The 23,268-nt window shown below is 48.3% G+C and carries 25 protein-coding genes; 17 read left to right on the plus strand and 8 right to left on the minus strand.

Translation table 11 applies throughout. From position 1 onward, the window contains the following. Nucleotides 1–16 precede the first annotated feature (16 nt). Nucleotides 17–967 carry an amidohydrolase family protein gene (locus tag ACINLD_RS11815; protein ID WP_026589144.1) on the minus strand — a complete coding sequence of 317 codons (951 nt, stop codon included), beginning with the start codon at nt 965–967 and terminating at the stop codon, nt 17–19. A gap of 25 nt (nt 968–992) precedes the next feature. Continuing rightward, the gene (locus ACINLD_RS11820) at nt 993–1,766 is read right to left on the minus strand and encodes an IclR family transcriptional regulator (protein WP_410207014.1); all 774 of its coding nucleotides are present in this window, start codon (nt 1,764–1,766) and stop codon (nt 993–995) included. Nucleotides 1,767–1,964: 198 nt separating this feature from the next. Between ACINLD_RS11820 and ACINLD_RS11825 the strand changes: the two genes are divergently transcribed. The 7 genes from ACINLD_RS11825 to ACINLD_RS11855 all read left to right on the plus strand — a co-directional run bounded on the left by ACINLD_RS11825 (nt 1,965) and on the right by ACINLD_RS11855 (nt 8,899). Further along, nucleotides 1,965–3,440, plus strand: a complete 1,476-nt coding sequence (locus ACINLD_RS11825; protein ID WP_026589142.1) for an aldehyde dehydrogenase — start codon at nt 1,965–1,967, stop codon at nt 3,438–3,440. A 15-nt stretch (nt 3,441–3,455) separates the two neighbouring features. Next, nucleotides 3,456–4,238 carry a 2-keto-4-pentenoate hydratase gene (locus tag ACINLD_RS11830; RefSeq protein ID WP_026589141.1) on the plus strand — a complete coding sequence of 261 codons (783 nt, stop codon included), beginning with the start codon at nt 3,456–3,458 and terminating at the stop codon, nt 4,236–4,238. A 17-nt stretch (nt 4,239–4,255) separates the two neighbouring features. Next, nucleotides 4,256–4,447, plus strand: a complete 192-nt coding sequence (locus ACINLD_RS11835; RefSeq protein ID WP_026589140.1) for a 4-oxalocrotonate tautomerase — start codon at nt 4,256–4,258, stop codon at nt 4,445–4,447. Nucleotides 4,448–4,471: 24 nt separating this feature from the next. Next, nucleotides 4,472–5,323, plus strand: coding sequence for an extradiol ring-cleavage dioxygenase (locus ACINLD_RS11840; protein WP_410207001.1), 852 nt, complete (start codon nt 4,472–4,474; stop codon nt 5,321–5,323). Between the two features lie 29 nt (nt 5,324–5,352). After that, on the plus strand, nt 5,353–6,723 hold the full coding sequence (locus ACINLD_RS11845) for an MFS transporter (RefSeq protein ID WP_026589138.1): 1,371 nt from the start codon (nt 5,353–5,355) through the stop codon (nt 6,721–6,723). Nucleotides 6,724–6,743: 20 nt separating this feature from the next. Then, nucleotides 6,744–7,955 (plus strand): 4-hydroxybenzoate 3-monooxygenase, encoded by a 1,212-nt coding sequence (locus ACINLD_RS11850; RefSeq protein WP_026589137.1) that lies wholly within the window; start codon nt 6,744–6,746, stop codon nt 7,953–7,955. A gap of 92 nt (nt 7,956–8,047) precedes the next feature. Next, a complete protein-coding gene (locus ACINLD_RS11855) occupies nt 8,048–8,899 on the plus strand; it encodes a biotin/lipoate A/B protein ligase family protein (RefSeq protein WP_026589136.1) in 852 nt (283 codons plus the stop codon). A 51-nt stretch (nt 8,900–8,950) separates the two neighbouring features. On the opposite strand, the gene ACINLD_RS11860 is transcribed toward ACINLD_RS11855, so the two are convergent. Together ACINLD_RS11860 and ACINLD_RS11865 are read right to left on the minus strand one after the other, a co-directional pair. After that, the gene (locus tag ACINLD_RS11860; protein WP_026589135.1) at nt 8,951–9,280 is read right to left on the minus strand and encodes a YjdJ family protein; all 330 of its coding nucleotides are present in this window, start codon (nt 9,278–9,280) and stop codon (nt 8,951–8,953) included. 108 nt (nt 9,281–9,388) lie between these two features. Then, nucleotides 9,389–10,183, minus strand: a complete 795-nt coding sequence (locus ACINLD_RS11865; RefSeq protein ID WP_026589134.1) for an RsfA family transcriptional regulator — start codon at nt 10,181–10,183, stop codon at nt 9,389–9,391. Nucleotides 10,184–10,397: 214 nt separating this feature from the next. Between ACINLD_RS11865 and ACINLD_RS11870 the strand changes: the two genes are divergently transcribed. The 4 genes from ACINLD_RS11870 to ACINLD_RS11885 all read left to right on the plus strand — a co-directional run bounded on the left by ACINLD_RS11870 (nt 10,398) and on the right by ACINLD_RS11885 (nt 13,641). Continuing rightward, on the plus strand, nt 10,398–10,622 hold the full coding sequence (locus ACINLD_RS11870; protein ID WP_026589133.1) for a DUF1450 domain-containing protein: 225 nt from the start codon (nt 10,398–10,400) through the stop codon (nt 10,620–10,622). Between the two features lie 215 nt (nt 10,623–10,837). After that, nucleotides 10,838–12,136: an HD domain-containing protein gene (locus tag ACINLD_RS11875; protein WP_077736145.1), complete on the plus strand. Its 1,299-nt coding sequence runs from the start codon at nt 10,838–10,840 to the stop codon at nt 12,134–12,136. Nucleotides 12,137–12,166: 30 nt separating this feature from the next. Beyond that, complete coding sequence (locus ACINLD_RS11880) at nt 12,167–12,667, plus strand: YwgA family protein (RefSeq protein WP_026589131.1); 501 nt, start codon at nt 12,167–12,169, stop codon at nt 12,665–12,667. A 185-nt stretch (nt 12,668–12,852) separates the two neighbouring features. Continuing rightward, complete coding sequence (locus ACINLD_RS11885; RefSeq protein WP_277691850.1) at nt 12,853–13,641, plus strand: zinc-dependent metalloprotease; 789 nt, start codon at nt 12,853–12,855, stop codon at nt 13,639–13,641. 31 nt (nt 13,642–13,672) lie between these two features. Here the strand turns inward: ACINLD_RS11885 and ACINLD_RS11890 are convergent, their stop codons facing one another. Next, nucleotides 13,673–13,858: a 2-hydroxymuconate tautomerase gene (locus ACINLD_RS11890; RefSeq protein ID WP_026589130.1), complete on the minus strand. Its 186-nt coding sequence runs from the start codon at nt 13,856–13,858 to the stop codon at nt 13,673–13,675. An 83-nt stretch (nt 13,859–13,941) separates the two neighbouring features. On the opposite strand from ACINLD_RS11890, the gene ACINLD_RS11895 reads away from it, so the two are divergent. Together ACINLD_RS11895 and ACINLD_RS11900 are read left to right on the plus strand one after the other, a co-directional pair. Then, complete coding sequence (locus ACINLD_RS11895; RefSeq protein ID WP_035428675.1) at nt 13,942–14,625, plus strand: site-2 protease family protein; 684 nt, start codon at nt 13,942–13,944, stop codon at nt 14,623–14,625. Nucleotides 14,626–14,637: 12 nt separating this feature from the next. Continuing rightward, the gene (locus ACINLD_RS11900; RefSeq protein ID WP_026589128.1) at nt 14,638–15,156 is read left to right on the plus strand and encodes a YwhD family protein; all 519 of its coding nucleotides are present in this window, start codon (nt 14,638–14,640) and stop codon (nt 15,154–15,156) included. 271 nt (nt 15,157–15,427) lie between these two features. Here ACINLD_RS11900 and ACINLD_RS11905 read toward each other — a convergent pair whose 3' ends face one another. After that, the gene (locus ACINLD_RS11905) at nt 15,428–17,497 is read right to left on the minus strand and encodes a transglycosylase domain-containing protein (protein WP_026589127.1); all 2,070 of its coding nucleotides are present in this window, start codon (nt 17,495–17,497) and stop codon (nt 15,428–15,430) included. A gap of 132 nt (nt 17,498–17,629) precedes the next feature. After that, nucleotides 17,630–18,367 (minus strand): hypothetical protein, encoded by a 738-nt coding sequence (locus ACINLD_RS11910; RefSeq protein ID WP_256860286.1) that lies wholly within the window; start codon nt 18,365–18,367, stop codon nt 17,630–17,632. A 246-nt stretch (nt 18,368–18,613) separates the two neighbouring features. Between ACINLD_RS11910 and speE the strand changes: the two genes are divergently transcribed. From speE to argS, 4 genes are all read left to right on the plus strand, one after another. Continuing rightward, the gene (gene speE, locus ACINLD_RS11915; RefSeq protein ID WP_026589126.1) at nt 18,614–19,444 is read left to right on the plus strand and encodes a spermidine synthase; all 831 of its coding nucleotides are present in this window, start codon (nt 18,614–18,616) and stop codon (nt 19,442–19,444) included. A 54-nt stretch (nt 19,445–19,498) separates the two neighbouring features. Beyond that, nucleotides 19,499–20,371 (plus strand): agmatinase, encoded by an 873-nt coding sequence (gene speB, locus ACINLD_RS11920; RefSeq protein WP_026589125.1) that lies wholly within the window; start codon nt 19,499–19,501, stop codon nt 20,369–20,371. Between the two features lie 423 nt (nt 20,372–20,794). Next, nucleotides 20,795–21,223, plus strand: coding sequence for a DUF1934 domain-containing protein (locus tag ACINLD_RS11925; RefSeq protein WP_410207002.1), 429 nt, complete (start codon nt 20,795–20,797; stop codon nt 21,221–21,223). Beyond that, on the plus strand, nt 21,220–22,890 hold the full coding sequence (gene argS / locus ACINLD_RS11930) for an arginine--tRNA ligase (protein ID WP_410207003.1): 1,671 nt from the start codon (nt 21,220–21,222) through the stop codon (nt 22,888–22,890). The genes ACINLD_RS11925 and argS overlap by 4 nt, the downstream gene beginning before the upstream one ends. Nucleotides 22,891–22,951: 61 nt before the next feature. On the opposite strand, the gene ACINLD_RS11935 is transcribed toward argS, so the two are convergent. Continuing rightward, entirely contained in the window at nt 22,952–23,221 is a 270-nt protein-coding gene (locus tag ACINLD_RS11935) for a hypothetical protein (protein WP_026589122.1), read from the minus strand. Nucleotides 23,222–23,268 lie beyond the last annotated feature (47 nt).

Consider the following 23,268-nt stretch of genomic DNA (forward strand, 5'->3'; position numbering starts at 1 on the left):
CCAAGGTCCACTTTTTTTATGCTTTCACTTTTACATTCAGCAAAGCTTCAGCACCTTTTTGCCCGATGTCGGCAGGCGGCCATTCGCAAAGGTCAAAAGGAAAGTCGGAACCTGGTACGATCCGTTCTTCTCCGACAAGCTTTATTAAATATGCCGCACTCTCTTTGTTCCATAGCACACTGTCAAACCAAAAGCTGGGCAAATATTCCTCCGGCGCGGCCGAGATCGAAGCGGAAACATCTGTCCACTTTTCATACCCTTTGTTCAGGCGGCCGATTTGATATGGCAGATAGCCCCCTCCATGAGCCAAAAGGATTTTTACATTTGGAAATCGGTCTGTAACACCGCTGAGCAGCAAGTCAGCCGCACAGACAGTCGTTTCCCAAGGAACACCGATTAAATTTGGCATCATTTTCCGGCGCAGCCGCGGATCTTCAGAAAGAAGGGGATGGATAAATATGATCGCTTTTCGTCTGTTGGCTTCTTCCCAAAGCGGTGTAAAAACTTCATCTGAGAGAAGCCTGCCGGATGCGCCCGGTCCGATGATCGCGCCTTTGAGCCCAAGATCCATCGCCTCACCTAAACGCTGGCAAGCCTTCAGCGGACTGTTGAGCGGAATGGTCCCGAGACCTGAAAGACGATGACTGTTGTGTTTTGTCCATATGGACAGCGCATTGTTATAGACAGAAGATAATTCATCTGTTATCTCCTCGGGAAGATCGTAAAGAAAAAGCTGGGGGACAGGAGATGCGAGCGAATGGGAGACACCGGCTTTTTTTTGCGCCTCCAAATATAAGGTTTCTTTAAAAAACAACTCTTTTAATTCAAATCCCCATTTGCGGTTGACTGTCAAAAACGCTGCTTGATCAGGCGATCTTTTTTCCCAGACGGCGCCGACCGCGTTTTGATTGTCTTTCAGCCATTGCAGGACATCGTCCGGGATGAAGTGTGTATGAAGATCAAACAAAGCGGATTCCCCCATTTCTTTGGCATCATTTCCAATATCCGAGTTTTTCTGAAATGTCGCGGGCAGCTTCTTTCACTTTATGTATGATTTTAGCTTGTGAGGCCTTCATGCGTTTGGTTGGGCCGACGACGCTGACGGCATACATGACATGACCGAGATAGTTTCTGACAGGAGCGGAAACCGATGTTACGCCATCGATGAATTCTCCGTGGCTGACGTCAAATCCGTCCGCTTTTACAGCTTCAAGCTTGCCCTTCAGCTTTTTTTCATCTGTAATCGTTTGCTTTGTCACGCTTTTCAAGCCATGTTTGAGATAGCATTCCAACAGCCCGTCCCTGTCATAAGCGAGCAACACCTTTCCGGAGCTCGTACAGTGCATGGGATTTTGCCGGCCGATGTAAGACAGGATTTCAACAGGACGCGGGGATTCCGTCCGATTGATGTAGACGACGCTGAATCCCCTGCGCATGGCGATGTGGGATGTTTCACCGGTATCATCTGTCAGCCTTTTGAGTACCGGCTGGGATTCCTTGTTGATTTCAAGGGTGGAGTTGACAATGGTGTTTAACTGTAAGACGGACAATCCTAGCTTATATCTTTTCGATTCCGGATCCTTCATGACAAATCCTTCGCTCTCCAGTGTGTTCAGGAGCCTCCAGACCGTGCTTTTTCCAAGGCCGAGCGATAAGGCGAGCTCGGTTACCTTCTTTTCCGGTGAATCCAAGGTAAACGATTGAAGCAGCCGAAGCGCATTTTTAACCGAATTGAGCAGATCTGGCTGCTTTGTCTCAACAGTCATTGATTCCTCAACTCTTTCCATTGGATTTGTTTCCTTTTATTACATAATATAACACGAATTTGAATTAAAGAACGAAAAATATCAAATTTTCGGAAAAAATATCCGGTTTGTTCCGCATAGAGGAACAATGCTGTTTTCAAGTGATTGAAAATCCTTTAATTTAATGGAAAGGATTTGAAAAGGAGGCTGTTTATTGATATGAGTGTTCACACCCCGTCGGCTAAAATTGTAAAACCGTTTGACTGCCGTCATTTTATCAACGGCAGATCTTTCTCCTCGGAAAACGGGAGAACGTTTGACAACATCAATCCAGCTACACAGGAAGTGATCGGAAAAGTAGCCGAGGGAGGGCAAAAAGAGGTGGATCTGGCTGTCGCGGCTGCAAGGCGCGCATTAAATGGACGCTGGAAAAACATGACCGCTGATGAAAGAATTCATATCATCCGCAAGGTCGGCGACATCATTCTTCAGCGAAAGGATGAACTGGCAAGGCTTGAGACATTGGATACCGGAAAGCCGCTTTCACTCTCAAGCACTTTGGATATTCCCCGGTCTGCTTTCAACTTTCATTTCTTTGCCGATTTTATGAGGGGAGTCGGGACGGAAGCCTATCAGACGGATGATGCTGCAATCAATTATGCGATCCGCCGCCCGGTCGGTGTCGTCGGATTGATCAATCCCTGGAATTTGCCGCTTCTTTTACTGACGTGGAAATTAGCGCCATGCTTGGCAGCGGGGAATACCGCCGTCATCAAACCGGCCGAACTGACGCCGATGACGGCCACGCTTCTCGGGGAAATCTGCCGTGATGCAGGTGTTCCTGATGGTGTCGTCAATATCGTCCACGGATTTGGACCTGATTCCGCCGGTGCGGCACTATCTGCACATCCGGATGTTGATGCGATTTCCTTCACTGGAGAAACGGCAACCGGAAAAGTCATTATGGAAGCCGCCTCCAAAACATTAAAAAAGCTCTCATTTGAATTGGGAGGGAAAAACCCAAATATCATTTTTGCCGATGCCGACATGGATGAAGCGGTCAATACCACATTGAAATCAAGCTTTATCAACCAAGGCGAAGTATGTATGTGCGGTTCCCGCATCTATATTGAACGGGAAGCGTATGATGAGTTTTTGGACAAGTTTATTCATAAGACAAAGGAACTTAAGGTCGGCGACCCTTTTGATCCGAATACGAATATCGGAGCCTTGATTTCGGCGGAACATACTGAGCGGGTGCTGAACTACATCGCATTGGCGAAAACCGAAGGCGGCGATATTTTAACAGGAGGTAAGCGTTCTGAAGGCCAGGCTTCCGGATGTTATCTTGAACCAACAATCATCACGGGGATCTCCCGGAGCTCGAGGGTTGTCAAAGAAGAAATCTTCGGGCCGGTTGTGACGGTGATTCCATTTGATGATGAAGATGAAGTCATCGCACAAGCAAATGACACCCATTACGGGTTAAGTGCAACCGTATGGACGAACGACCTGCGCCGGGCACACCGTGTTGCCGGACAAATTGAATCGGGAATGGTTTGGGTCAACACCTGGTTTCTCCGCGATTTGCGGACGCCGTTCGGCGGCATGAAGCAAAGCGGGCTTGGCCGTGAAGGAGGCATTCACAGTTTCGAGTTTTTCAGTGAATTATCAAATATTTGCATCAAGCTGTAAGGGGGAAGAATTGCGATGAACGCGACAGCACTCAAGGAAACGGCTCATCTGCTTTATCTCGCTGAAGTAGAAAAGCGGGAAATCGAAAGAATCACAAAAGATCATCCGGAGCTGACGGTTGAAGATGCCTATGAAATACAAAAAGAGTTGATTTTGCTGAAAGCAAAGCAGGGCAGCGGGATTATCGGTCCGAAAATGGGCTTGACGAGCCGGGCGAAAATGCAGCAAATGAATGTGGAAGAACCGATCTACGGATATATTTTTGAAGATATGCTCGTGCCCAATGGCGGGGCGCTCCAAATGGAACAGCTGATCCACCCAAAAGTCGAAGCTGAGATTGCCTTTTTGCTGGGGGAGGATATAGAAGGTCCAGGTGTTACAGGTGAGCAAATCCTCGCCGCGACCGATTTTTTTCTTCCCGCTCTTGAAGTGATTGACAGCCGCTATGAAAATTTTTCTTTTACCCTGCCAGATGTTATAGCGGATAATGCGTCATCTTCCAGAGTCGTGTTTGGTGAAAAAATCAGAAAACCGGACGGTCTAAGGCTCGATTCGGTAAAAGTCTCATTAATGATCAACGGCGAGGTCAAAGAGCAGGGGACAGGCGCTGCAGTCGTGGGACACCCCGCCAATTCGGCAGCGATGCTCGCCGATATGCTCGCCCGGAAAAACGAAAAGCTGAAAGCGGGAAGCATCATTTTGACCGGCGGTGTTACGGGAGCTGTCATGCTGCATCGCGGGGACCGTGTTTCAGCACATGTTGAAGGTCTTGGCGATGTTTCGTTTACAGCCTGTTGAAAATGGAGGAGATAGGTTTGCCGATTATTCACATTCAAATATTAGAAGGCCGGCCGCCGGAAAAAGTGGAGGAAGTCATTCAGCATGTGACAGATGCGGTCAGCACCACGTTGGATGCGCCTAAAGAAAATGTCCGTGTTCTTGTTACAGAGATTCCGAAAACACACTGGGGCATAGGCGGCAAGCCGGCTTCAAAAGCGAAGCCGTAAAAATTAGGGTTGGGAGGAATATACATGTCGATTGAATTGGCGGCACTTGTTCCGCATACACCGAGAATGTGCTTTGAAGAAAGAACGCCTGAGTTTCAAAAGGAGCTTGTCAAAGGCATGAAGCGGCTTTCCGGAATGATTGAACAAATTCAGCCTGACGCGATTGTCATCATTTCCTGCCACTGGACGTCAAGCTTTGACCATCTTGTCGATGCGGCCCCGGAACATCGAGGTGTGTTGACGGCGCTGGAATGCCCGAATTTAATATCAGATGTTCCGTATTCCTATCCAGGAGATACCGAGTTGGCAATTGAATTGGCGGAAGCGGGCATCAATGGAGGGCTGCCCGTTATTCCCGTCAATGACCCGGTATATTGCTGGGATTACGGTACAGTCGTTCCACTTCGTTATCTCGTGCCAAACGGCGATATTCCGGTGATCGATTTATCGGTTACATTAGCCGCCAATTTAGAGGAAACGTATTTGTGGGGCCAGCTGGCCGGAAGAGTGCTGAAAGAAAGCGGGAAAAAAACCGTATTTATCGCCAGCGGGGCTCTCAGCCATCATTTGGTGAGGGGGCCGGAATGCATGCCAACCCTTGCAGAGCAGGCGCTTGACGGGCAGTTCTTAACGTATCTGACAGACAATGATTTGGTATCCGCAAAGCTCATGCTTCCTCAATACGCGAAAAACGCCGGTCTTGAAGCAGGCGGCCGGCATATTGCCATGCTGCTGGGCGTGCTGGAGGATGGCTGTAAAAGCACGTATTACGGATATGGCCAATCATCAGGCAGCTCCAATGTTGTCATGGCTTTTGAACCGATGTGTTCAGCGACCCGGTCCGCCAGGCTCACTGAAAAAAACACTGTGCGTTAATATCAATCGATCTGGAGGCGGAGGAATAAATGATAAATCGTTCAGTTGATCCCGGAGAAGTCATGGCGAGAAGCAAATGGAATAAAGTGCATATGACCGTTTTCTTCTGGTGTTTTTTCGCCGTCGCCTTTGATGGCTATGATATTGCCATGTACGGTGTCAGCCTTCCGTGGCTGATGGAGGAATGGAACTTAACAGCGATTCAGGCCGGAGCGATCGGCAGCTACACATTGGTCGGCATGATGCTGGGCGCGCTGATCTTGTCACCTTTCGCCGATAAGTTTGGCCGCAAAAAAATGCTTGGCCTTTGCATCCTTCTGTTCAGTCTGTTTACCGGCGCATCCGGAATGGTTGATGACCCCCTGCCGTTTGCAGTCATGCGTTTCATTGCGGCGCTCGGCATGGGGGGATTGATGCCCAATGCCATATCGCTGATGACCGAGTATTCACCGAAAAAAAACAGAGCGATGATTGTCGCAGCCATGTATTGCGGCTATTCCGCCGGCGGAGTGCTGGCTTCCCTCGTCGGCATGCTTGCGGTTCCGGGAGCGGGCTGGAGAGTGCTGTATTGGCTCGGCGCCATTCCTTTGATTGCGCTGCCTTTCTTTTTCAGGCAATGTCCCGAATCGCTATCATTTTACATGTTAAAAAAACAACCGAAAAAACTGGCCGGGATTCTCAACAAGGTGCATCCCGACGGACAATACAACGAACATGACGATTATCAGTTATCCGCTGCCGCAGAACAAACAAAGGGCTTTCCGGTCAAAAAATTGTTTGAACAAAAACGCGCCGCCAGCACATTTGCTTTTTGGCTGTCTGTATTCAGCTGTCTTTTAATGGTGTACGGGTTGAACACATGGCTGCCGAAAATGATGCAGGCTTCAGGTTACGGGTTGAAATCCAGCCTGTCCTTCAATCTCGCGCTGTGCATCGGACAAGCCGCCGGCGCTTTGATCGGCGGCAGCCTGGCCGATAGAGCCGGACATAAAAAAGTGCTCACCGGTATGTATGTCCTTGGAGCTGTCTGTTTTGCCGCCTTTGGACTAACAGTGAATCCGTATGTTTTGTACTTGCTGATTGCTTTGGGAGGGGCGTGCACCGTCGGTACGCAAAATATTGCGAACCCGTACATTTCCGAGTTTTATCCGAAAGAAATCAGAGCAACCGGCATCGGCTGGGCGCTTGGGATCGGCAGGATCGGCGCCATCATCGCTCCTTCCTTGTTCGGATTGATTCTCGCGGCCGGCATTGATCCGAAGCAGTCGTTTATCATCTTTGCCGTCCCAAGCCTTTTTGCCGCACTCGGCATCGTGCTCGTTCAGGAACACCATGCAAAATTTGACCTTGGATCGGCCGAAAAGCAACGGAATCAAGTGAGAAGCGAAATCAAAATCTAAACCAATGGGAGGAAAACGCATTGCGGACACAAGTGGGAATTATCGGTGCAGGTCCCGCGGGGCTTATGCTGGCACATCTGCTTCACCGCCAAGGGATCGAAGCGGCAGTCATCGAATGCCGTTCCCAGGAGGAGATCGAAAAGACCATCCGGGCTGGCGTCCTTGAACAGATGACCGTAGATTTGCTGAATGAAACAGGTGTCGGAGAAAGAATGATGAAAACGGGCATGTTTCATAAAGGAATTGAAATCCGCTTTCATGGCAAACGGCACAGAATTGATCTGCATCGCTTGACAGGCGGGAAATATATTACGATCTATCCCCAGCATGAAGTGATAAAAGATTTAATCACCGCCGGCATGAAAGCGGGCGGTGACATCCATTTTAATGTGTCTGATGTACGCCTATCCGATCTTGAGACATCCGCACCTGTCATTTCATATCGAAATGAAAACGGGGAGAGAAAAAAGCTGACCTGTGATTTTATTGCCGGATGCGACGGCTTTCACGGTCCAAGCAGACAAAGCATTCCGAAAGAGATCCGCAAAGAATATCAAAAAACATACCCTTACGGCTGGCTTGGCATTTTGGCTGAAGCGCCGCCGTCCGCTCCCGAGCTTGTCTATGCCCATCATGAAGATGGTTTTGCCCTTCTCAGCACCAGAACGCCGGATATACAGCGTCTTTATTTGCAGGTCGATCCGTCTGATTCGATCCGCGGCTGGACGGATGAGCGAATCTGGGAGAAGCTTCGTCTCAGGCTGTCGGCCGATGATGGCTGGCAGTTGATTGAAGGTAAGATTATTCAAAAAAACATTGTGTCGATGAGAAGCTTTATATGTGATCCGATGCAATACGGGCGGCTGTTTTTGGCGGGAGATGCCGCACATATCGTCCCGCCGACCGGAGCAAAGGGACTGAATCTCGCCATGGCGGATGTGCAGTTGCTTGCAAGGGCGCTGAAGGATTATTATGCCGCCGGCAATACAGAGCGGCTGACGCGATATTCAGCCGCATGTCTCCGCCGCGTTTGGAAAGCGGAGCGCTTTTCCTGGTATATGACTTCTCTGCTTCACCGCCGCCATGAAGACACGCCTTTTGATTACCAAATCCAGCTGGCGGAACTGGATCATGTGACGACATCAAAAGCGGCCGCACAAAGTCTGGCGGAAAATTATGTCGGACTGCCGCTGGAATTTGAAGAGCCGTCTAAAGGAACGCTTTTCGTATAAGAAGTTTTTGCGTGCGGAAAATGTCCGCATCGCTTTTCTCAAAATGGTATAATGGGTACTTGAGATGTATGACGAAAGGGTTTGCAATTAAAATGGCAAAGCAACTGATAGATCTACTGATCCAGCCGAAATGGAGAATCATTGACCAATCCAGTCTCGGCCCGTATTTTGACGCAAAACAATCATTTGCGATCGATGACACACTGTGCGCCTCTGTCGGAAAGGAAAAGTCTCCGGCGACGGCCCGTTCCTGGGTGCACCATGACACGATCGTGCTCGGAATTCAGGATACGAGGCTTCCGTATGTAGAGGAGGGCATTTCGTTTCTTGAGCAAGAGGGTTTCAAAGTCATCGTCCGCAATTCAGGCGGACTCGCCGTCGTTCTGGACAGCGGGGTATTAAATGTATCGCTGATTTTCCGGGACAAGAAAAACGGCATCGACATCGACCGCGGCTATGAGGCAATGTATGAGCTGATCAAAAGAATGCTGGCGCCTTACGATGCGGAAATCAAAGCCTATGAAATCGAAGGCTCCTATTGTCCGGGCAGCTATGATTTGAGCATAGGCGGAAGGAAATTCGCCGGCATTTCACAAAGGCGTTTGAGAGGCGGAGTGGCGGTGCAGATTTATCTGTGTGCCGATGGAAGCGGAAGCGAGCGCGCAGAGCTTATCAGACGCTTTTACAATATTGCTTTAAAAGAACAGCGCGGCCAGACGAAAGCCGTTTATCCGGATATCCGTCCGGAAACGATGGCGTCGCTCTCAGAGCTTCTCGCCCAAGAGGTCTCGGTACAGGACCTGATGCTTGCGCTTTTGACGGAGCTGAAAGAGCTCAGCGGAGATATTTTTCAGGCGCCGCTCTCCGCTGAAGAAGAGATCGAGTATGAGAAAAATCTGCTCCGCATGATCGAGCGGAATGAAAAGCTGGCACCGCGCTCTTAGCCGTTGAATAGAGCGGCAAGCGAACCGCTTCGGAGGGAATCCGAGGCGGTTTTATAGTGTGTGCAAAGACCTTTTTCGTTTGAGATATGTTTTGATGAGAAGATATGCTGCCAAGGCTGTGATATAAGCCAGGCTTACAGCCATTAAAATGATTGAGGCGGGCGCGTGTTTTGCCGCGTAAACGAAAAAATCAAGCTGTGAAATGTCGCTCGCGTCTTTGATCGAATCCGCTCCATGCAGCAGCTTTGTGAATCTTGCTGAATAATTCCATTCCCACCGGTCTCTTAAAAGCTCGCTGCCCTCATACCAGCTTGCCAATGCGGAAAATAAAAATAAAAGGGCTGCCGTTCCGAACTGGACGGCATATAAAACAAATCTCATCAGTCATACCGCCTTTAATGTTGGACTAGCTTTATTATGAAATTTTTCCCGGTTGAAATCAAGGTCTTAAAAAGGGGAAATCCCCCATTGAAAAGGGGGAGAATTCTGTTATTCAGCCATTTTTTCTAAATTCCCATTCCGGTCCATTTTGAATGCCGGAGCGGCGTGCTCGTCATCCTCGAATAAAACTAGTTTTCTTGCACGGTTCATGATTTTGACGAGCGTTTCGTAGTCTTCCTGGATGGTCGTTTGGTCTTTTTCCAGCTTTTTGACTTCCGCTTCAAGCTTTTCCACTTTTTTCGTCAATTCTTCATTTTCCCTTTTTAAACGCTCGTTTTCCATTTTTAATGCATCAGATTGTTCCTGGCTTCCCGTATATTGCTGCAAAAAGCGGATGACATCATCCATCGTCATCTTTGCGGCCGTTTCGGCAGGCTTGGCGGCCTGCGGCTGATTTGGCGATAGCAGGTGAGACAAACTAGCTAACTCTTCTTTAAAGCTTTCATCAACATAAGGCAGATTTTCGCTTGAGATCGGAGCTTGTTCTTTGCTTGCTTCCTCCTCTTTCGGCTTCTCTTGAACAACAGCTGTTTCGGCAGCCTCAATCGCCTCTGTTTCGACAGGCGGTTTGTAGAGCAGGCGCTTCTTCGCCGGCTGGCCTTTTCCGAGGGCGCGCATTCTCTGCTTGCGCTGTTTTTTCGCCAGCTGCAAGGCTTTTTCATATTGGTGGCGGACAACCGCGTTCCATCTAAAACCGCAGGCGGCTGAAGTCCGGTTCAGTCTGTCTCCGACTTCTTCAAAGGCGTTCAGCTGTGTGCTCCCTTCTCTGACATGCCGCAAAACGGTTTCAGCCAGCAATAAATCATTTTCCTCAGACCAGGCGTCTTGTCTTTGTTTCATCACTTCTCAACTCCCAATGTAAGTTTGGTATTAGATTGTCCAATTTGGAAAATATTTATACAAGTTTGCTAAAAGAATAGGAAGTGATTTTTTTAGCGCGCTTCTTGCAGGAATGAAAGAATCCTTGTAAAATGAAGGATGGTGTCATTTTTAAAGCTCGGCAAAATTGAATGCCTTCCATAGAGACAGATGAACAAAACGAAAGGAAGCGTATGAAATGGCTAATGAATTTCGAGTGTGCGACGATTGTCAGGCCACGAATTTAAAGACGCTTTTGCCCCGCCTGAAGGAAATTGATCCGGATGCGAAAGTGGAAATCGGCTGTCAGTCTTATTGCGGGCCGGGACGGAAAAAATCGTTTGCATTTGTCAATAATCGTCCGCTGTCAGCTCCTACCGAAGATGAGCTGATCGAAAAAGTGAAAAAGAAAGTCAAAAAATAACCGCCTCCCGCATGGGTCAGGCGTTTTTGCATTTTGGAACAAATTCGCCGGCAAATTCAAGAATGTTTTCAAAAAACAGACCCGATATAATAGAAACAGACCTTAAAGAAAACAGAAGATCGGGCAATACTTCCAATATAGAGATGCAGTTTTCCGAAAAAGAGACGTATTGGCAGCAATCTGTTTGCCTCACGTTTAAAAAAAGAGGGACAAAAATGGCGTATCCAAACGGAAAATTATCAGAAGAAAAAGTGTTTAAAGACCCTGTTCACCGCTATGTCCATGTGCGGGACAAGCTGATATGGGATTTGATCGGAACCCGTGAATTTCAAAGGCTTCGCAGAATCAAGCAGCTGGGAACGACCTATTTGACATTTCACGGAGCCGAACACAGCCGCTTCAACCATTCACTCGGTGTCTATGAGATTGTCAGAAGAATGGTTGACGACGTTTTTAAAGGCAGGAAGGAGTGGGATGACAGCGAACGCGATTTGTGCCTGTGCGCTGCATTGCTGCACGATTTGGGACACGGTCCGTTTTCCCACTCGTTTGAGAAAGTGTTCCGGCTTGACCATGAAGATTTTACGAGAGCGATCATTCTAGGCGATACAGAGGTGAATAAGGTGCTGGGAAAAGTGGGCCCGGGATTTGCCAAGGACGTCGCAGAGGTCATCGCCAAAACCTATCCAAACAAACAGGTCGTCAGCCTTATTTCAAGTCAGATCGATGCTGACCGGATGGACTATCTCCAGCGCGATGCCTACTATACCGGCGTCAGCTACGGCCATTTTGATATGGAGCGGATTCTCCGCGTCATGCGTCCGCGCGAAGAGCAAATCGTCATCAAGCAGACCGGCATGCACGCTGTCGAAGATTATATTATGAGCCGCTACCAGATGTACTGGCAAGTCTACTTTCATCCGGTGACAAGAAGCGCGGAAGTCATTTTGACGAAGATCCTCCACCGCGCGAAACAGCTTCATCAGGAAGGCTATATTTTCGCGCACGCTCCTGTCCACTTCTATTCGATTTTTGAAGGAAGCGTCACACTGGAGGATTATTTGAGCCTTGATGAATCGATTATTCTCTATTACTTCCAGGCATGGGAGCATGAAGAGGATGAGATTTTGTCCGATTTGTGCCGCCGTTTTATCAACCGCAGATTGTTCCAGTATGCGGAATTTAATCCGAATGAGGAGATGGCGACCTATTTTGAACTCACCGCTTTGTTTCAAGAATCAGGAATCGATCCCGATTATTATCTTGTGGTGGATTCCTCTTCAGACCTACCGTATGACTTCTACAGGCCGGGAGAGGAAGAAGAGCGCCTCCCGATCCAATTGCTGACCCATAACGGCCAGATTAAGGAGCTGTCGCGGCAGTCCGACATTGTCGACGCGATTTCCGGCAAGCGGAGAACGGACCATAAATTGTATTTCCCGCTTGACCTGATTGAAGAACTGCCGGACGGATTGAAAGCAAAAAGAATGAAAGAACTGCTCGGACTGACATAGATAGAAAAGGATGAAGGAGATGTCGGGGATTTGTTAAAAGAACACGCAAAACTGATGAAGGTCTTCTCAGATTCGGGAGAAATTATCGGGCGAAAAAAGCTGCAGAAAATCATTTATATTTTGAAGAAATTGGAGCTCCCCTTTTATGAGAAGTATGATTTTCATTTTTACGGGCCGTACTCAGAGGAACTGACGCTTCAGGTAGAAGAACTTTGCAATCTCGGATTTCTCCATGAAGTCAAAGAAAAAAAAGGCGGGTATTATCAATACCGTTATTCTCCAACTGAGGCGGGAAGTCAATTTCTTAAGCAATGCGAGCTGGACATGCGCGATATCAAACCGTATATAGAAGATGTCAACCGCCAATCTTCGCGGTTTCTGGAGCTGGTTTCCACCATTCTTTATTTTGAAGGATTGGACCAGAAAGAGATTAGGGAAAAAGTGTTTACGATCAAAAGCAAACAGCGGTATACAGACGAAGAATTTGATGAGGCTGTCGCCTACATAAAGAAACTTAGAGATCTTTGTTGAGAAGGCCTGTCCAAGGGACAGGTTTTTTGTTTTGCTTTTTTGTAAGAAAATTGGAATGGATAGGGGGATCGAAGGGCACGGGTAGAAAGAATATGTGTAATTTTTCCTCTTTTTGGATGAAATAAAGGGTTTTTTAGTTAACTAGAAGAATATTTATTTCGTTCATAAACAAGGAGGGGCTTCATATGAAAAAACGTTCTTTATTCTTAACTCTATTACTGTCTGCAAGTTTAATTCCCGGTGCGGCCGCCAGCGCTGTCGATAGCAGCGGCCATGAACACAGAGCAGCGGGAACGAAGGTCGAAGCATTGCCGAGAGCAAAAGGCTTCAAAGATCTAAAAGGAAGCGTTCAAATCGAAAGAACGACTAAAACTAAGATATTGGATGAAAAAGGAAATGTCACAGGGGCAAAAACCTTTAAAAAGAATACAAGTACATTTTCTACCCAAGCGAGCACAGGAACGCAAAAGATCAGCGTGCTTGCCGTGGCTGACAAGCAATACCGGAAAAAACATAAAGATTGGAAGACGAGAATCGTTCAAACCGTCGAGCAGGCCGATGTGATGTTCAATCGCGATCATCAAATTGATTTTGTTGTCGAAGCCGTCGGGCCGTGGACGTCATCAGGAAAAAACAGCGAACAGATTCTCGACAATTTGGCCGAGAAGTACAGTGATGCAGATTATCAATTCGTTGTCGGCTTTACGGACAATCAAAACTTTGAAGCCGGAGGCATCGCATTCCAATACGGCAGCAAGCCGGCTGGCCCCGCGTTCAGCGTGACCTTTGATATGGGAACCGAATATACCGCACAAGCGGCTACACACGAATTATCCCATAATTTCGGGCTGGAGCACGATCCGCAGGGGAGCGGGATCCGCTGCATTATGAACTATGATTTCGCATACACCGTCGATGTTTGGGATGAAGAGCATAATCAACAGATCGAGAGAAACAAAGCTTGGTATCAATAATTGAAAAAGGCGTCCCCAGACGCCTTTTTTATTACATGTCGCTGATTCGTTTGCCTGCGACGCCATAGTGTTCTTTTTTCATTTCTTCAATCATGACCGCGATTTTTTCCGCCGGTGCCCCTGTCGTCTCAGAGACGGCTTCCGTTACTTTTTTCACAAGGTTTCTTTTCTGCTCGTCGGTGCGGCCTTCCAGCATTTTTACGGTTACGTATGGCATGTTGGTTCCTCCTTTTAAAAAATACTTGCTCACTTTAGGATCGGTTGCTCTTATAGTATACTGAAGTTAGTAAATCTTTGTATATGAGAAAGAGGGAAATTCCAATTTTAGAACGGTTTCTAATTTATCCGCTGGACATGATTCCATATGTTGTGTTGACGCTTGCCGCTGCGTTTACGGTGCATGAGGTCGCCCATGCGTATGTGGCGTACAAATTCGGTGATGAGACGGCCAAACGCCAGGGACGGCTGACTTTGAATCCTCTCAAACACCTTGATCCGTTTGGGACGATTTTAATTTTTTTGATGGGATTTGGCTGGGCGAAGCCTGTCCCCGTCAACCGCTTTTATTTTAAAAAGCCGAGGCTTGCCGGGTTTCTCGTTTCGATAGCCGGCCCGATCAGCAACCTGATTCTTGCTTTGCTCGGTTTTATTTTGTTACTGTTATCTGCAAAGCTGTCATCAGTGCTGCCCTTGAGTTTTTATACGGGGCTGCTTCAATTCTTTACGCTTTGGGTCAATTTAAATCTGCTTTTATTTCTTTTTAATCTGATGCCGTTTCCGCCGCTTGACGGATTTCGGATCATCCAGGACGTTGTCGCGCCTGATGTCCGGGCGAAGCTGACGAAGTATGAAGCTTACGGTGCGCTCGTTTTTCTGATTATCGTCATCACGCCGCTCGGTCAATACGTATTCTGGCCTTTTCTGAATGAGGGGCGGGAATTCATCATATTGATATTCAACAGCGTTTTCCGGCCGCTGATGTAGGAGGTATTTTTGATGGAACAAGGGAAAAAGAAGAAAACAATCGGTTTCAACATCATTAAAAAAACCGATCCGACGGACGGACACGGGGGATTTGGCGCAGGGGCTTTGAGCCTTGACAACATCTCTCCGGTCATCGTCGATGTTGAGGAGAAAGAAGCATTCGTCGATATCGGTGCCATGCACGCCCGCAGCACCGTGGAAAAAGGGATTAAATTTCTCCCGAATAAAGACGAAGTGCCAAACGGAAAGCCTTACTGGCTCGTCTGGGTGACGATCGACCGCAGGGAAGAAGGCCCTTATTATGCGGGTGTGACGGCTTGTGAAATGACCGTTGACAGAAGCATCCGCCGCGGTTATAAATCGCTTCCGGAGCATGTCAATTTAATGGATAAGTCGATGAAGCGGAAGATTATCGTCGAGCATATGGATGATGGCTCAAAGCGGGTCCTGGCCGACTTTCTGAAACATCATGATCAAGCGCTGTGGGAGCGTTCCTCAGAAGAACTGAAAAAAGGATTGCTGCAGGAATAGAAGAAATCCCCCGGACATATCGGTCCGGGGGATTTCAGCGTGTCGACAAACCCTCGCATTCGTTGTCAGGCCTGCTAAGTCGGTGCTCATGCAGAAAGTAAGACGGCGGCTAACTGCTCAGGCGTCCTGCCTGAACGCCGCCGTCATCACATCCTGTGAAAGTCCGCTCCGATGCTCGGCCTTCCTAGACTGCAAGGGTTGAGGGTCACGCTGAAAAGATGACAAAATCCCAAAACTAAAAGCTGTTTTGGGATTTTTGCTTCCGCCGTCTTTATTCTACTTTTTTAAGCCACTTTTCCCACCATTTCATCCGCTTGTGGGGTTTGGCCGGCTTTTCCGGTTCTTTCTTGTCTTGATAGGTTTCCTTTCCATAGCATACCTGGTCAGGCTCGGTTCCGTCGACAAAATAAGCGACATGTTTGGCCGGACAGCCGGGAGCGGCGGCATAGCCTGTAGCCGGGTCAATATTTATGGCTGTCACACCTTCAGGCGGCATCAGCGCCGCGTGAGGCTGGCCTTCAAGCGCTTTTTCCATAAATTTGGCCCAGATTTGTTTGGCGTAGTTTTTTTCGGCCACGGCGTCAATGGTCCGTGCTTTATCGTATCCGGTCCAAACACCTGAAGCAAGGCCCGGATAAAAGCCGATCATCCAGCTGTCTGTGCTGGTCGTCCCTGATTTTCCGGCATATGTGCGCGTCAGTTGATCGGCGATCGTCCGGCCGGTAACCGATGTATAGCCGTTAAGCGACTTGTCAAACATGCCGGTCATCATGTCTGCCGTAATAAAAGCGGCTTTTGGATCGAGCGCCTGCTTGTGCCGCTTCGGTTTTTCATAAAGCACTTTGCCGCTTGGGTCCGTGATTTTCGTAATGAAAGACGGTTCGATTTTTTTCCCGCCGTTGGCAAACATCGCGTATCCGTTCACCATTTCAATCGGTTTGACGGGAGACGTTCCGAGAGCGAGTGACGGCACTTTTTGCAGCGGGCTTTTGATGCCGAACTGTTTTGCCGCATCAATTAGTTTGTCCATGCCGAGAAAGAGGTGTGTTTTCACCGCGTAAATATTGTCGGACAGGGCCAAGGCCTGCAAAAGGGTAATGGGGCCGTCAGCGTAATAGCCGTGGTAATTGCCCGGGGAATAGGCGTTTCCCTGTCCAAGCTCAAATGTCGTTTCCGCGCTCCTCAGCCGTGTTGCCGGTGTAAAGCCGTTTTGTATGGCCGAATAGTAAAGGAAAGGCTTCATCGTTGAACCCGGCTGCCGCCTTGCTTGTGTGACGCGGTTGAATGGGCTTTTTTGATAGTCGCGTCCGCCTACAAGGGCAAGAACGCTGCCGTCATAAGGGTCGACCGCGGCAAACCCGATCTGGATGCCTGACTTTGAGTCGATCGTTTTCTTGATTGTGTTTTCGGCGATTTTTTGCAGGCGGGGGTTGAGCGTCGTGTAGACCTTGAAGCCGCCGGTTTCCGCCTCCTCCGGTGTCAGGTGCAGCAGCCGAGCCATTTCTTTTACGGCTTCGTCATAAAAGTATGGGGCTTTCTTTTCCGCTTCCTGCTCCGCTTGTTTTCGATATGTCAAAGGCTCCTTTTTCAAAGTTTCCGCCTGCTTTTTCGTCAGCTTTTGTTCTTTGGCCATCATCGTCAGGATCATTTCCTGCCGCTCTTTTGCTTTTTTTTCATTCACTAAAGGAGAATAAACAGACGGCCCCTTGGGGATGCCGGCGAGCATGGCGGCTTCCGCCGTGTTTAAATCTTTGGCCCGCTTGCCGAAATACAAGCGGGAAGCGGCCTCAATCCCGTAAGCTCCGTGTCCGTAATAAATGGTATTTAAATAGCCTTCCAGGATTTCTTTTTTTGAATAGTTTTGCTCGAGGCGTATCGTATAAAAAGCTTCATTCCACTTTCTTTTCCACGTTTTATCATGGCCGAGATAAAGGTTTCTTGCGTACTGCTGGGTAATGGTGCTCGCTCCCTGAACCTTGGACATCGCTTTCAGATCGGCGATGACGGCTCCGGCCATTCGCACAAAGTCAAAACCGTGATGTCGGAAGAAATTCCGGTCTTCAACAGTAAGCGTCGCATCAATGACTGCTGGATTTATATTGTCGAGTGAAACCCAATACCGTTTTTGCCCATAATGGGTTTCGCCCATCTGTTTTCCATTTCCGTCGTAAAGCACAGTGGATCTTGGCACCTGAACGGAAGGAGCCCCTTGCCATTTAGCGGCCAGTACCACCGTCATGACGATGATTGAAAGGAAGATCAGCAACAATGCTCCCATGAACAAAAAAGCCCGTATCGTCTTGATGGTTAAACGGACCCGCTTGTCCGTCATCATGTCCATGCCTAAATCTCCTCCCGGAAAAATAAAATGTTCTTATCATTATGAGGAAAAAGAGGAGGATTTAAACAAACGAAAAAAGAAAAAACGCATGAAATACATGCGTCTCAGCGTTCCCAGGCAGAAACTACGGTTTTAGTGCACGGCCGTCCTGTTTCCGCGCGCAATGACCGCGTATAATAGGCACCACAAGATCAAAACCGCGCCTTCATTTACTGACGTGATCAAGAAAGGCGAAGCCCCGTTTGCATGGACGGACAGCAGCATGCCTTCCGCAGGCAGCAGCCCTTTGAAGGAGATGTTGAATGTAGACAGGACGATTAAGCCGATCGTCCAGATCAGCGGCAGCCATACAAAGGCTCGGCTTTTTTTGACGGCCGCTGCCGCCGCCAGTCCCAGAAAGATCAGAAAACAAAGCGACCACCAGTCAATAAACAAGCGCGCAGCAACAAATAAAGAAGGAGAGTCTGCCAGTTCAAAAAAGGGATGAATATGTTCCGGACCATATCCGTTAAATTTAAACCAGCCGATGATCACGCTCCACAGCAAGATGCTGACCATAACAAAAGCGGCGACGGCCGTTCCGAGGATGATATAAGCAAAAAAGACGCCGCGCTCAGGAAGCGCAAACCCGGATGTCGACAGCCATTGGATGGCGCCAAAACATAAAAACATCGCAGCTGAAACGGCAATCACATGGTTCAAAAAGAGAGAGCCGCTGACTTCCAGCAGCCAATCGGGCAATGACGGGGCAGCTGAATCCCGGATATAGACCGGGCGAAAAAAACAAATGCTTGCGCCGATCAGCAGAAAGGCGATGAAAAACCTTTTGCGCCGGCCGGCTATGTACTGGGTTAACATTCGATTGATCATGAAAGCAATACCTCCAAGGCGCACGCGAATATAAGCTTAGCCATTATAATAGAAATGCCGACCTATGGGAATATTTTTATCTCAGAAACGGCACTTTTAAAATGGATCGATCTGTCTTTACAATTACCCTCAATTCCTCTATACTTTTTCCTTAGGCAAAAGCCGATTTTAACGGGCAGAATAATCGTCGCAACAGGCGAGAAAAATAGATGGGAATACAGCTCATAATGAAAGGAAGATGACGCTTTGAGCGGACTTTGGTATACAGAGAAGCAAACGAAAAATTTCGGCATTACAATGAAAATCAATAAGACTTTACATACAGAGCAGACAGATTTCCAAAAACTAGAAATGGCGGAAACCGAAGAATTCGGCAACATGCTGTTTTTGGACGGCATGGTGATGACATCTGAAAAAGATGAATTCGTTTACCACGAAATGGTGGCGCACGTGCCCCTGTTTACACATCCGAATCCTGAGCGGGTGCTCGTTGTCGGCGGCGGTGACGGCGGCGTCATCAGAGAAATTTTAAAACATCCAAGCGTAAAAAAGGCGACGCTTGTCGATATCGACGGCAAGGTCATTGAATACTCCAAAAAGTATTTGCCTTCCATTGCCGGCAAGCTTGACGATCCGCGCGTCGAAGTGAAGGTTGATGACGGCTTCATGCACATCGCCAAATCGGAAAACGAATACGATGTGATCATGGTTGATTCAACAGAGCCGGTAGGGCCTGCTGTTAACCTGTTTACAAAAGGATTTTACGCGGGGATTGCAAAAGCGCTGAAAGAAGACGGCATTTTCGTCGCTCAGACGGACAACCCTTGGTTTACACCGGAGCTGATCACAAACGTTCAGCGCGATGTAAAGGAAATCTTCCCGATCACCAAGCTGTATTTGGCCAACATTCCGACATACCCAAGCGGACTGTGGACGTTTACGATCGGTTCGAAAAAATACGATCCTCTCGAAGTGGAGGAGAGCCGTTTCTTTGATATCGAGACGAAATACTATACAAAAGAGATTCATAAAGCGGCATTTGTCCTTCCGAAATTCGTCAGCGATTTAATCAAATAAAACAGTTTGGCGCAGGATGAGATTCTGCGCTTTTTTTCAGGGAGGTTTTTGAAGATGAGATTTGATGAAGCATATTCCGGAAAAGTATTTATTGCAAGCCGTCCCGACTGGGAAAAGGCGGACGCCATTCTTTACGGCATGCCGATGGATTGGACGGTCAGCTACCGCCCCGGCTCCCGCTTCGGTCCGGCAAGAATCCGCGAGGTATCCATCGGACTTGAAGAATACAGTCCATATTTGGACAGGGAACTTGACGAGGTTCATTTCTTTGACGCAGGCGACATTCCCCTGCCTTTTGGAAATCCGCAGAAGAGCCTCGATATGATTGAACAATATGTGGACGGCATTTTGGAAAAAGGAAAATTTCCGCTCGGTATGGGTGGAGAGCACCTTGTTTCCTGGCCGGTCATAAAAGCGATGTACAAAAAATATCCGGACCTGGCCATCATCCATATGGATGCGCACACAGATCTGCGCGTCGAATACGAAGGTGAGCCGCTTTCCCATTCAACTCCGATTCGCAAGGCGGCGGAATTGATCGGGCCGGAAAATGTGTTTTCATTCGGAATCCGCTCCGGGATGAAAGAGGAATTTGAATGGGCAAAAGAAAACGGCATGCACATTTCCAAGTTCGAAGTGCTTGAGCCGCTCAAAACAATCCTTCCAAAGCTCGCCGGACGTCCGGTCTATGTAACGATTGACATCGATGTGTTGGATCCGGCCCATGCGCCTGGAACGGGAACGGTGGACGCCGGAGGCATCACTTCCAAAGAGCTGCTTGCTTCGATTCACGAAATCGCCCGTTCGGATGTTAAGGTCGCCGGCGCGGACCTGGTGGAAGTGGCGCCGATCTATGACCATTCGGAGCAAACGGCCAATACGGCAAGCAAGCTGATCCGCGAAATGCTGCTCGGCTGGGTAAAATAAGGCAGGCCCAGCGCGTCGACAAACCCTCGCATTCGTTATCAGGCCTCACCAAAGGCGGAGCTTGCGAATAGAAAAAGGAACGGCGGCTAATGGCTCAGGCGTCCTGCCTGAACGCACGCCTATCACATGGAACGACGGTTAAACGCGACCGGACGTCCTGTCCGAACACCGTCGTCATCACATCCTGTGAAAGTCCGCTGCTCGGCCTTCCCAGACTGCAAGGGGGTTCGGGTCTGCTAAAGGCTGACAAAAAACTTTGTCAACAATCTGAGCTGTCCCATAATGGGACGGCTTTTTTCTTAGAAAAATTGTTTATCTTCCGTGCCGTTCTGTTAAGATGGTATAAAGGGGCTGCGGTTGAACTTTTTTCTTTGAATGATTATACTAATCAAGTCAAATCGGATCAAAAAAGGAAGTGTCGGAATGGATCAGGAGACACCCGTAGACATTCATGTGAAATCTGTAATCCGCGAAGGATCGGAAACCGAAACGATTGAATTCCGGACAACGGGATTTTATTATACGAAAAAAGATAAAATCTATCTTTCCTATCATGAAGAGCATGAGGCGGGAAAGGTGAAAACGATTGTCAAAGCAAGCGACAGCGAAGTTCTGGTCATGCGTTCCGGCGCCATTGAAATGAAGCAGCGCTTCAGGCCGGGCAGACGAACCGTCACCCATTATAAAATGCCTTTCGGAGAGCTCGAGCTGGGTGTTGACACAAAGGAGATATCAGTCAATCACGAGTCCCGGGAAGGAAAGATCAGCATAGAGTACGATATGATTGTAAGAGATGATCAAAAGCATTTACATAAGATGTCGATTTCGTATAGAGGAGGACAAGAGTCATGAACATAGTCGAACAGATGAAAGATGTGCTGAAGCAGGAAATCAAAGAGGCCGTCATCAAAGCAGGGCTCGCTGAGGAAAAGGATATTCCTGAAGTCGTTTTGGAACTGCCGAAAGATAAAGCTCACGGGGACTATTCCACTAACATGGCGATGCAGCTGGCGCGAATCGCGAAAAAGGCGCCGCGCATGATTGCCGAGGATATTGTCTCATCATTCGATAAAGGAAAAGCATCGATTGATAAACTTGATATTGCGGGCCCTGGCTTCATCAATTTTTATATGGATAATCAATATTTAACAAAGCTGATTCCCGCTGTCATTAAAGCGGGGGAGGCTTATGGCGAAACGAATACCGGCGGCGGAGAACGCGTTCAGGTCGAATTCGTCTCTGCAAACCCGACGGGGAACCTCCATCTCGGTCACGCCCGCGGTGCGGCGGTCGGCGACTCCCTTTGCAATGTGCTTGAAAAAGCCGGCTATGAAGTAAGCCGCGAATATTACATTAATGATGCCGGCAATCAAATCAACAACCTTGCCTTATCTGTCGAAGCCCGCTATTTTGAAGCGCTCGGTCAGGAAAAGCCGATGCCTGAAGATGGATACCGCGGCGAGGATATTAAAGAAATCGGCAAAAAGCTCGCCGAAGAGTACGGCGACCGTTTTATCCATGATGAAGAGAGCGAACGCCTTGCATTTTTCCGTGAGTATGGTTTGAAATACGAGCTGGGGAAACTCCGCGAGGATCTGGAAAACTTCCGTGTACCGTTTGATGTATGGTATTCGGAGACATCGCTTTATCAAAACGGCAAAATCGATCAGGCGCTTGAAACCCTCCGGGAAAAAGGGCACATCTATGAAGAGGACGGTGCGACATGGTTCCGTTCGACTGCATTCGGCGATGACAAAGACCGCGTGCTGATCAAAAAAGACGGATCATATACCTATCTTCTGCCTGATATCGCCTATCACAAAGACAAGCTTGACCGCGGCTTTGATAAATTGATCAACGTGTGGGGAGCCGATCACCACGGCTATATCCCGCGGATGAAAGCGGCCATTGAAGCGCTCGGCTATGACAAGGAAACGCTTGAGGTCGAGATCATCCAGCTCGTCCATCTTTATAAAAACGGCGAAAAAATGAAGATGAGCAAACGTACCGGAAAAGCCGTCACCATGCGCGATCTCATTGATGAGGTCGGCCTTGACGCGGTTCGCTATTTCTTTGCGATGCGCAGCGCCGACACACACATGGACTTTGACCTTGACCTTGCCGTTTCGACATCAAATGAAAACCCGGTTTACTACGCGCAATACGCCCATGCGAGAATTTGCAGCATGCTCCGCCAAGGCGAAGAAAAAGGCATTTCATTTGAAGGCAGCCTTGATCTGACGAAAATCGGATCTGAGAAAGAGTATGACCTGCTGAAAGTGATCGGCGCGTTCCCTGAAGCTGTCGCCGATGCTGCGGAGAAGCGGATTCCGCACCGCATCACAAACTATATCTTCGAGCTGGCATCCGTGCTCCACAGCTTTTACAATGCTGAGAAAGTTCTCGACCCGGCGGATGAAGAAAAAAGCCGCGCGCGTTTATCATTGATGAAGGCAACACAAATTACGCTAAATAACGCGCTGAAGCTGATCGGTGTTTCCGCCCCTGAAAAAATGTAAAAAGCAAAATCCCTCATCCAAGATGGGGGATTTTTGTTTTTTTCGGGGGAGACTGAATGGCTTATGGTTGGATATGAGTCTCCGAGAGAATCGACTTTGCTTTCTTGATCAGCGCTTGCGCTTCTTTTCCCTCGATGACAACAAGGCATTCTTTTTCTCTGTTGGCCATTCTGAACATTTCCAGTTCGATCAAATCTTTCATTGTGCACATCGTTTTTTTCGTGCAGATATAAAGCTGATGTCTTGCTGAGCGGCAGAGGCGGTACAGTTCAATCAGGTTTTTCAAGGTTAAGGACTGCGCGCTCAGTTTGATGGATTCTGCTTGATTCATATGGCATCCCCTCCGATATGTAAATATTCATTTTGATGAATTGTTAC

The sequence above is a fragment of the Bacillus sp. z60-11 genome, from assembly GCF_046464135.1.
GTDB lineage: Bacteria > Bacillota > Bacilli > Bacillales > Bacillaceae > Bacillus > Bacillus sonorensis_A.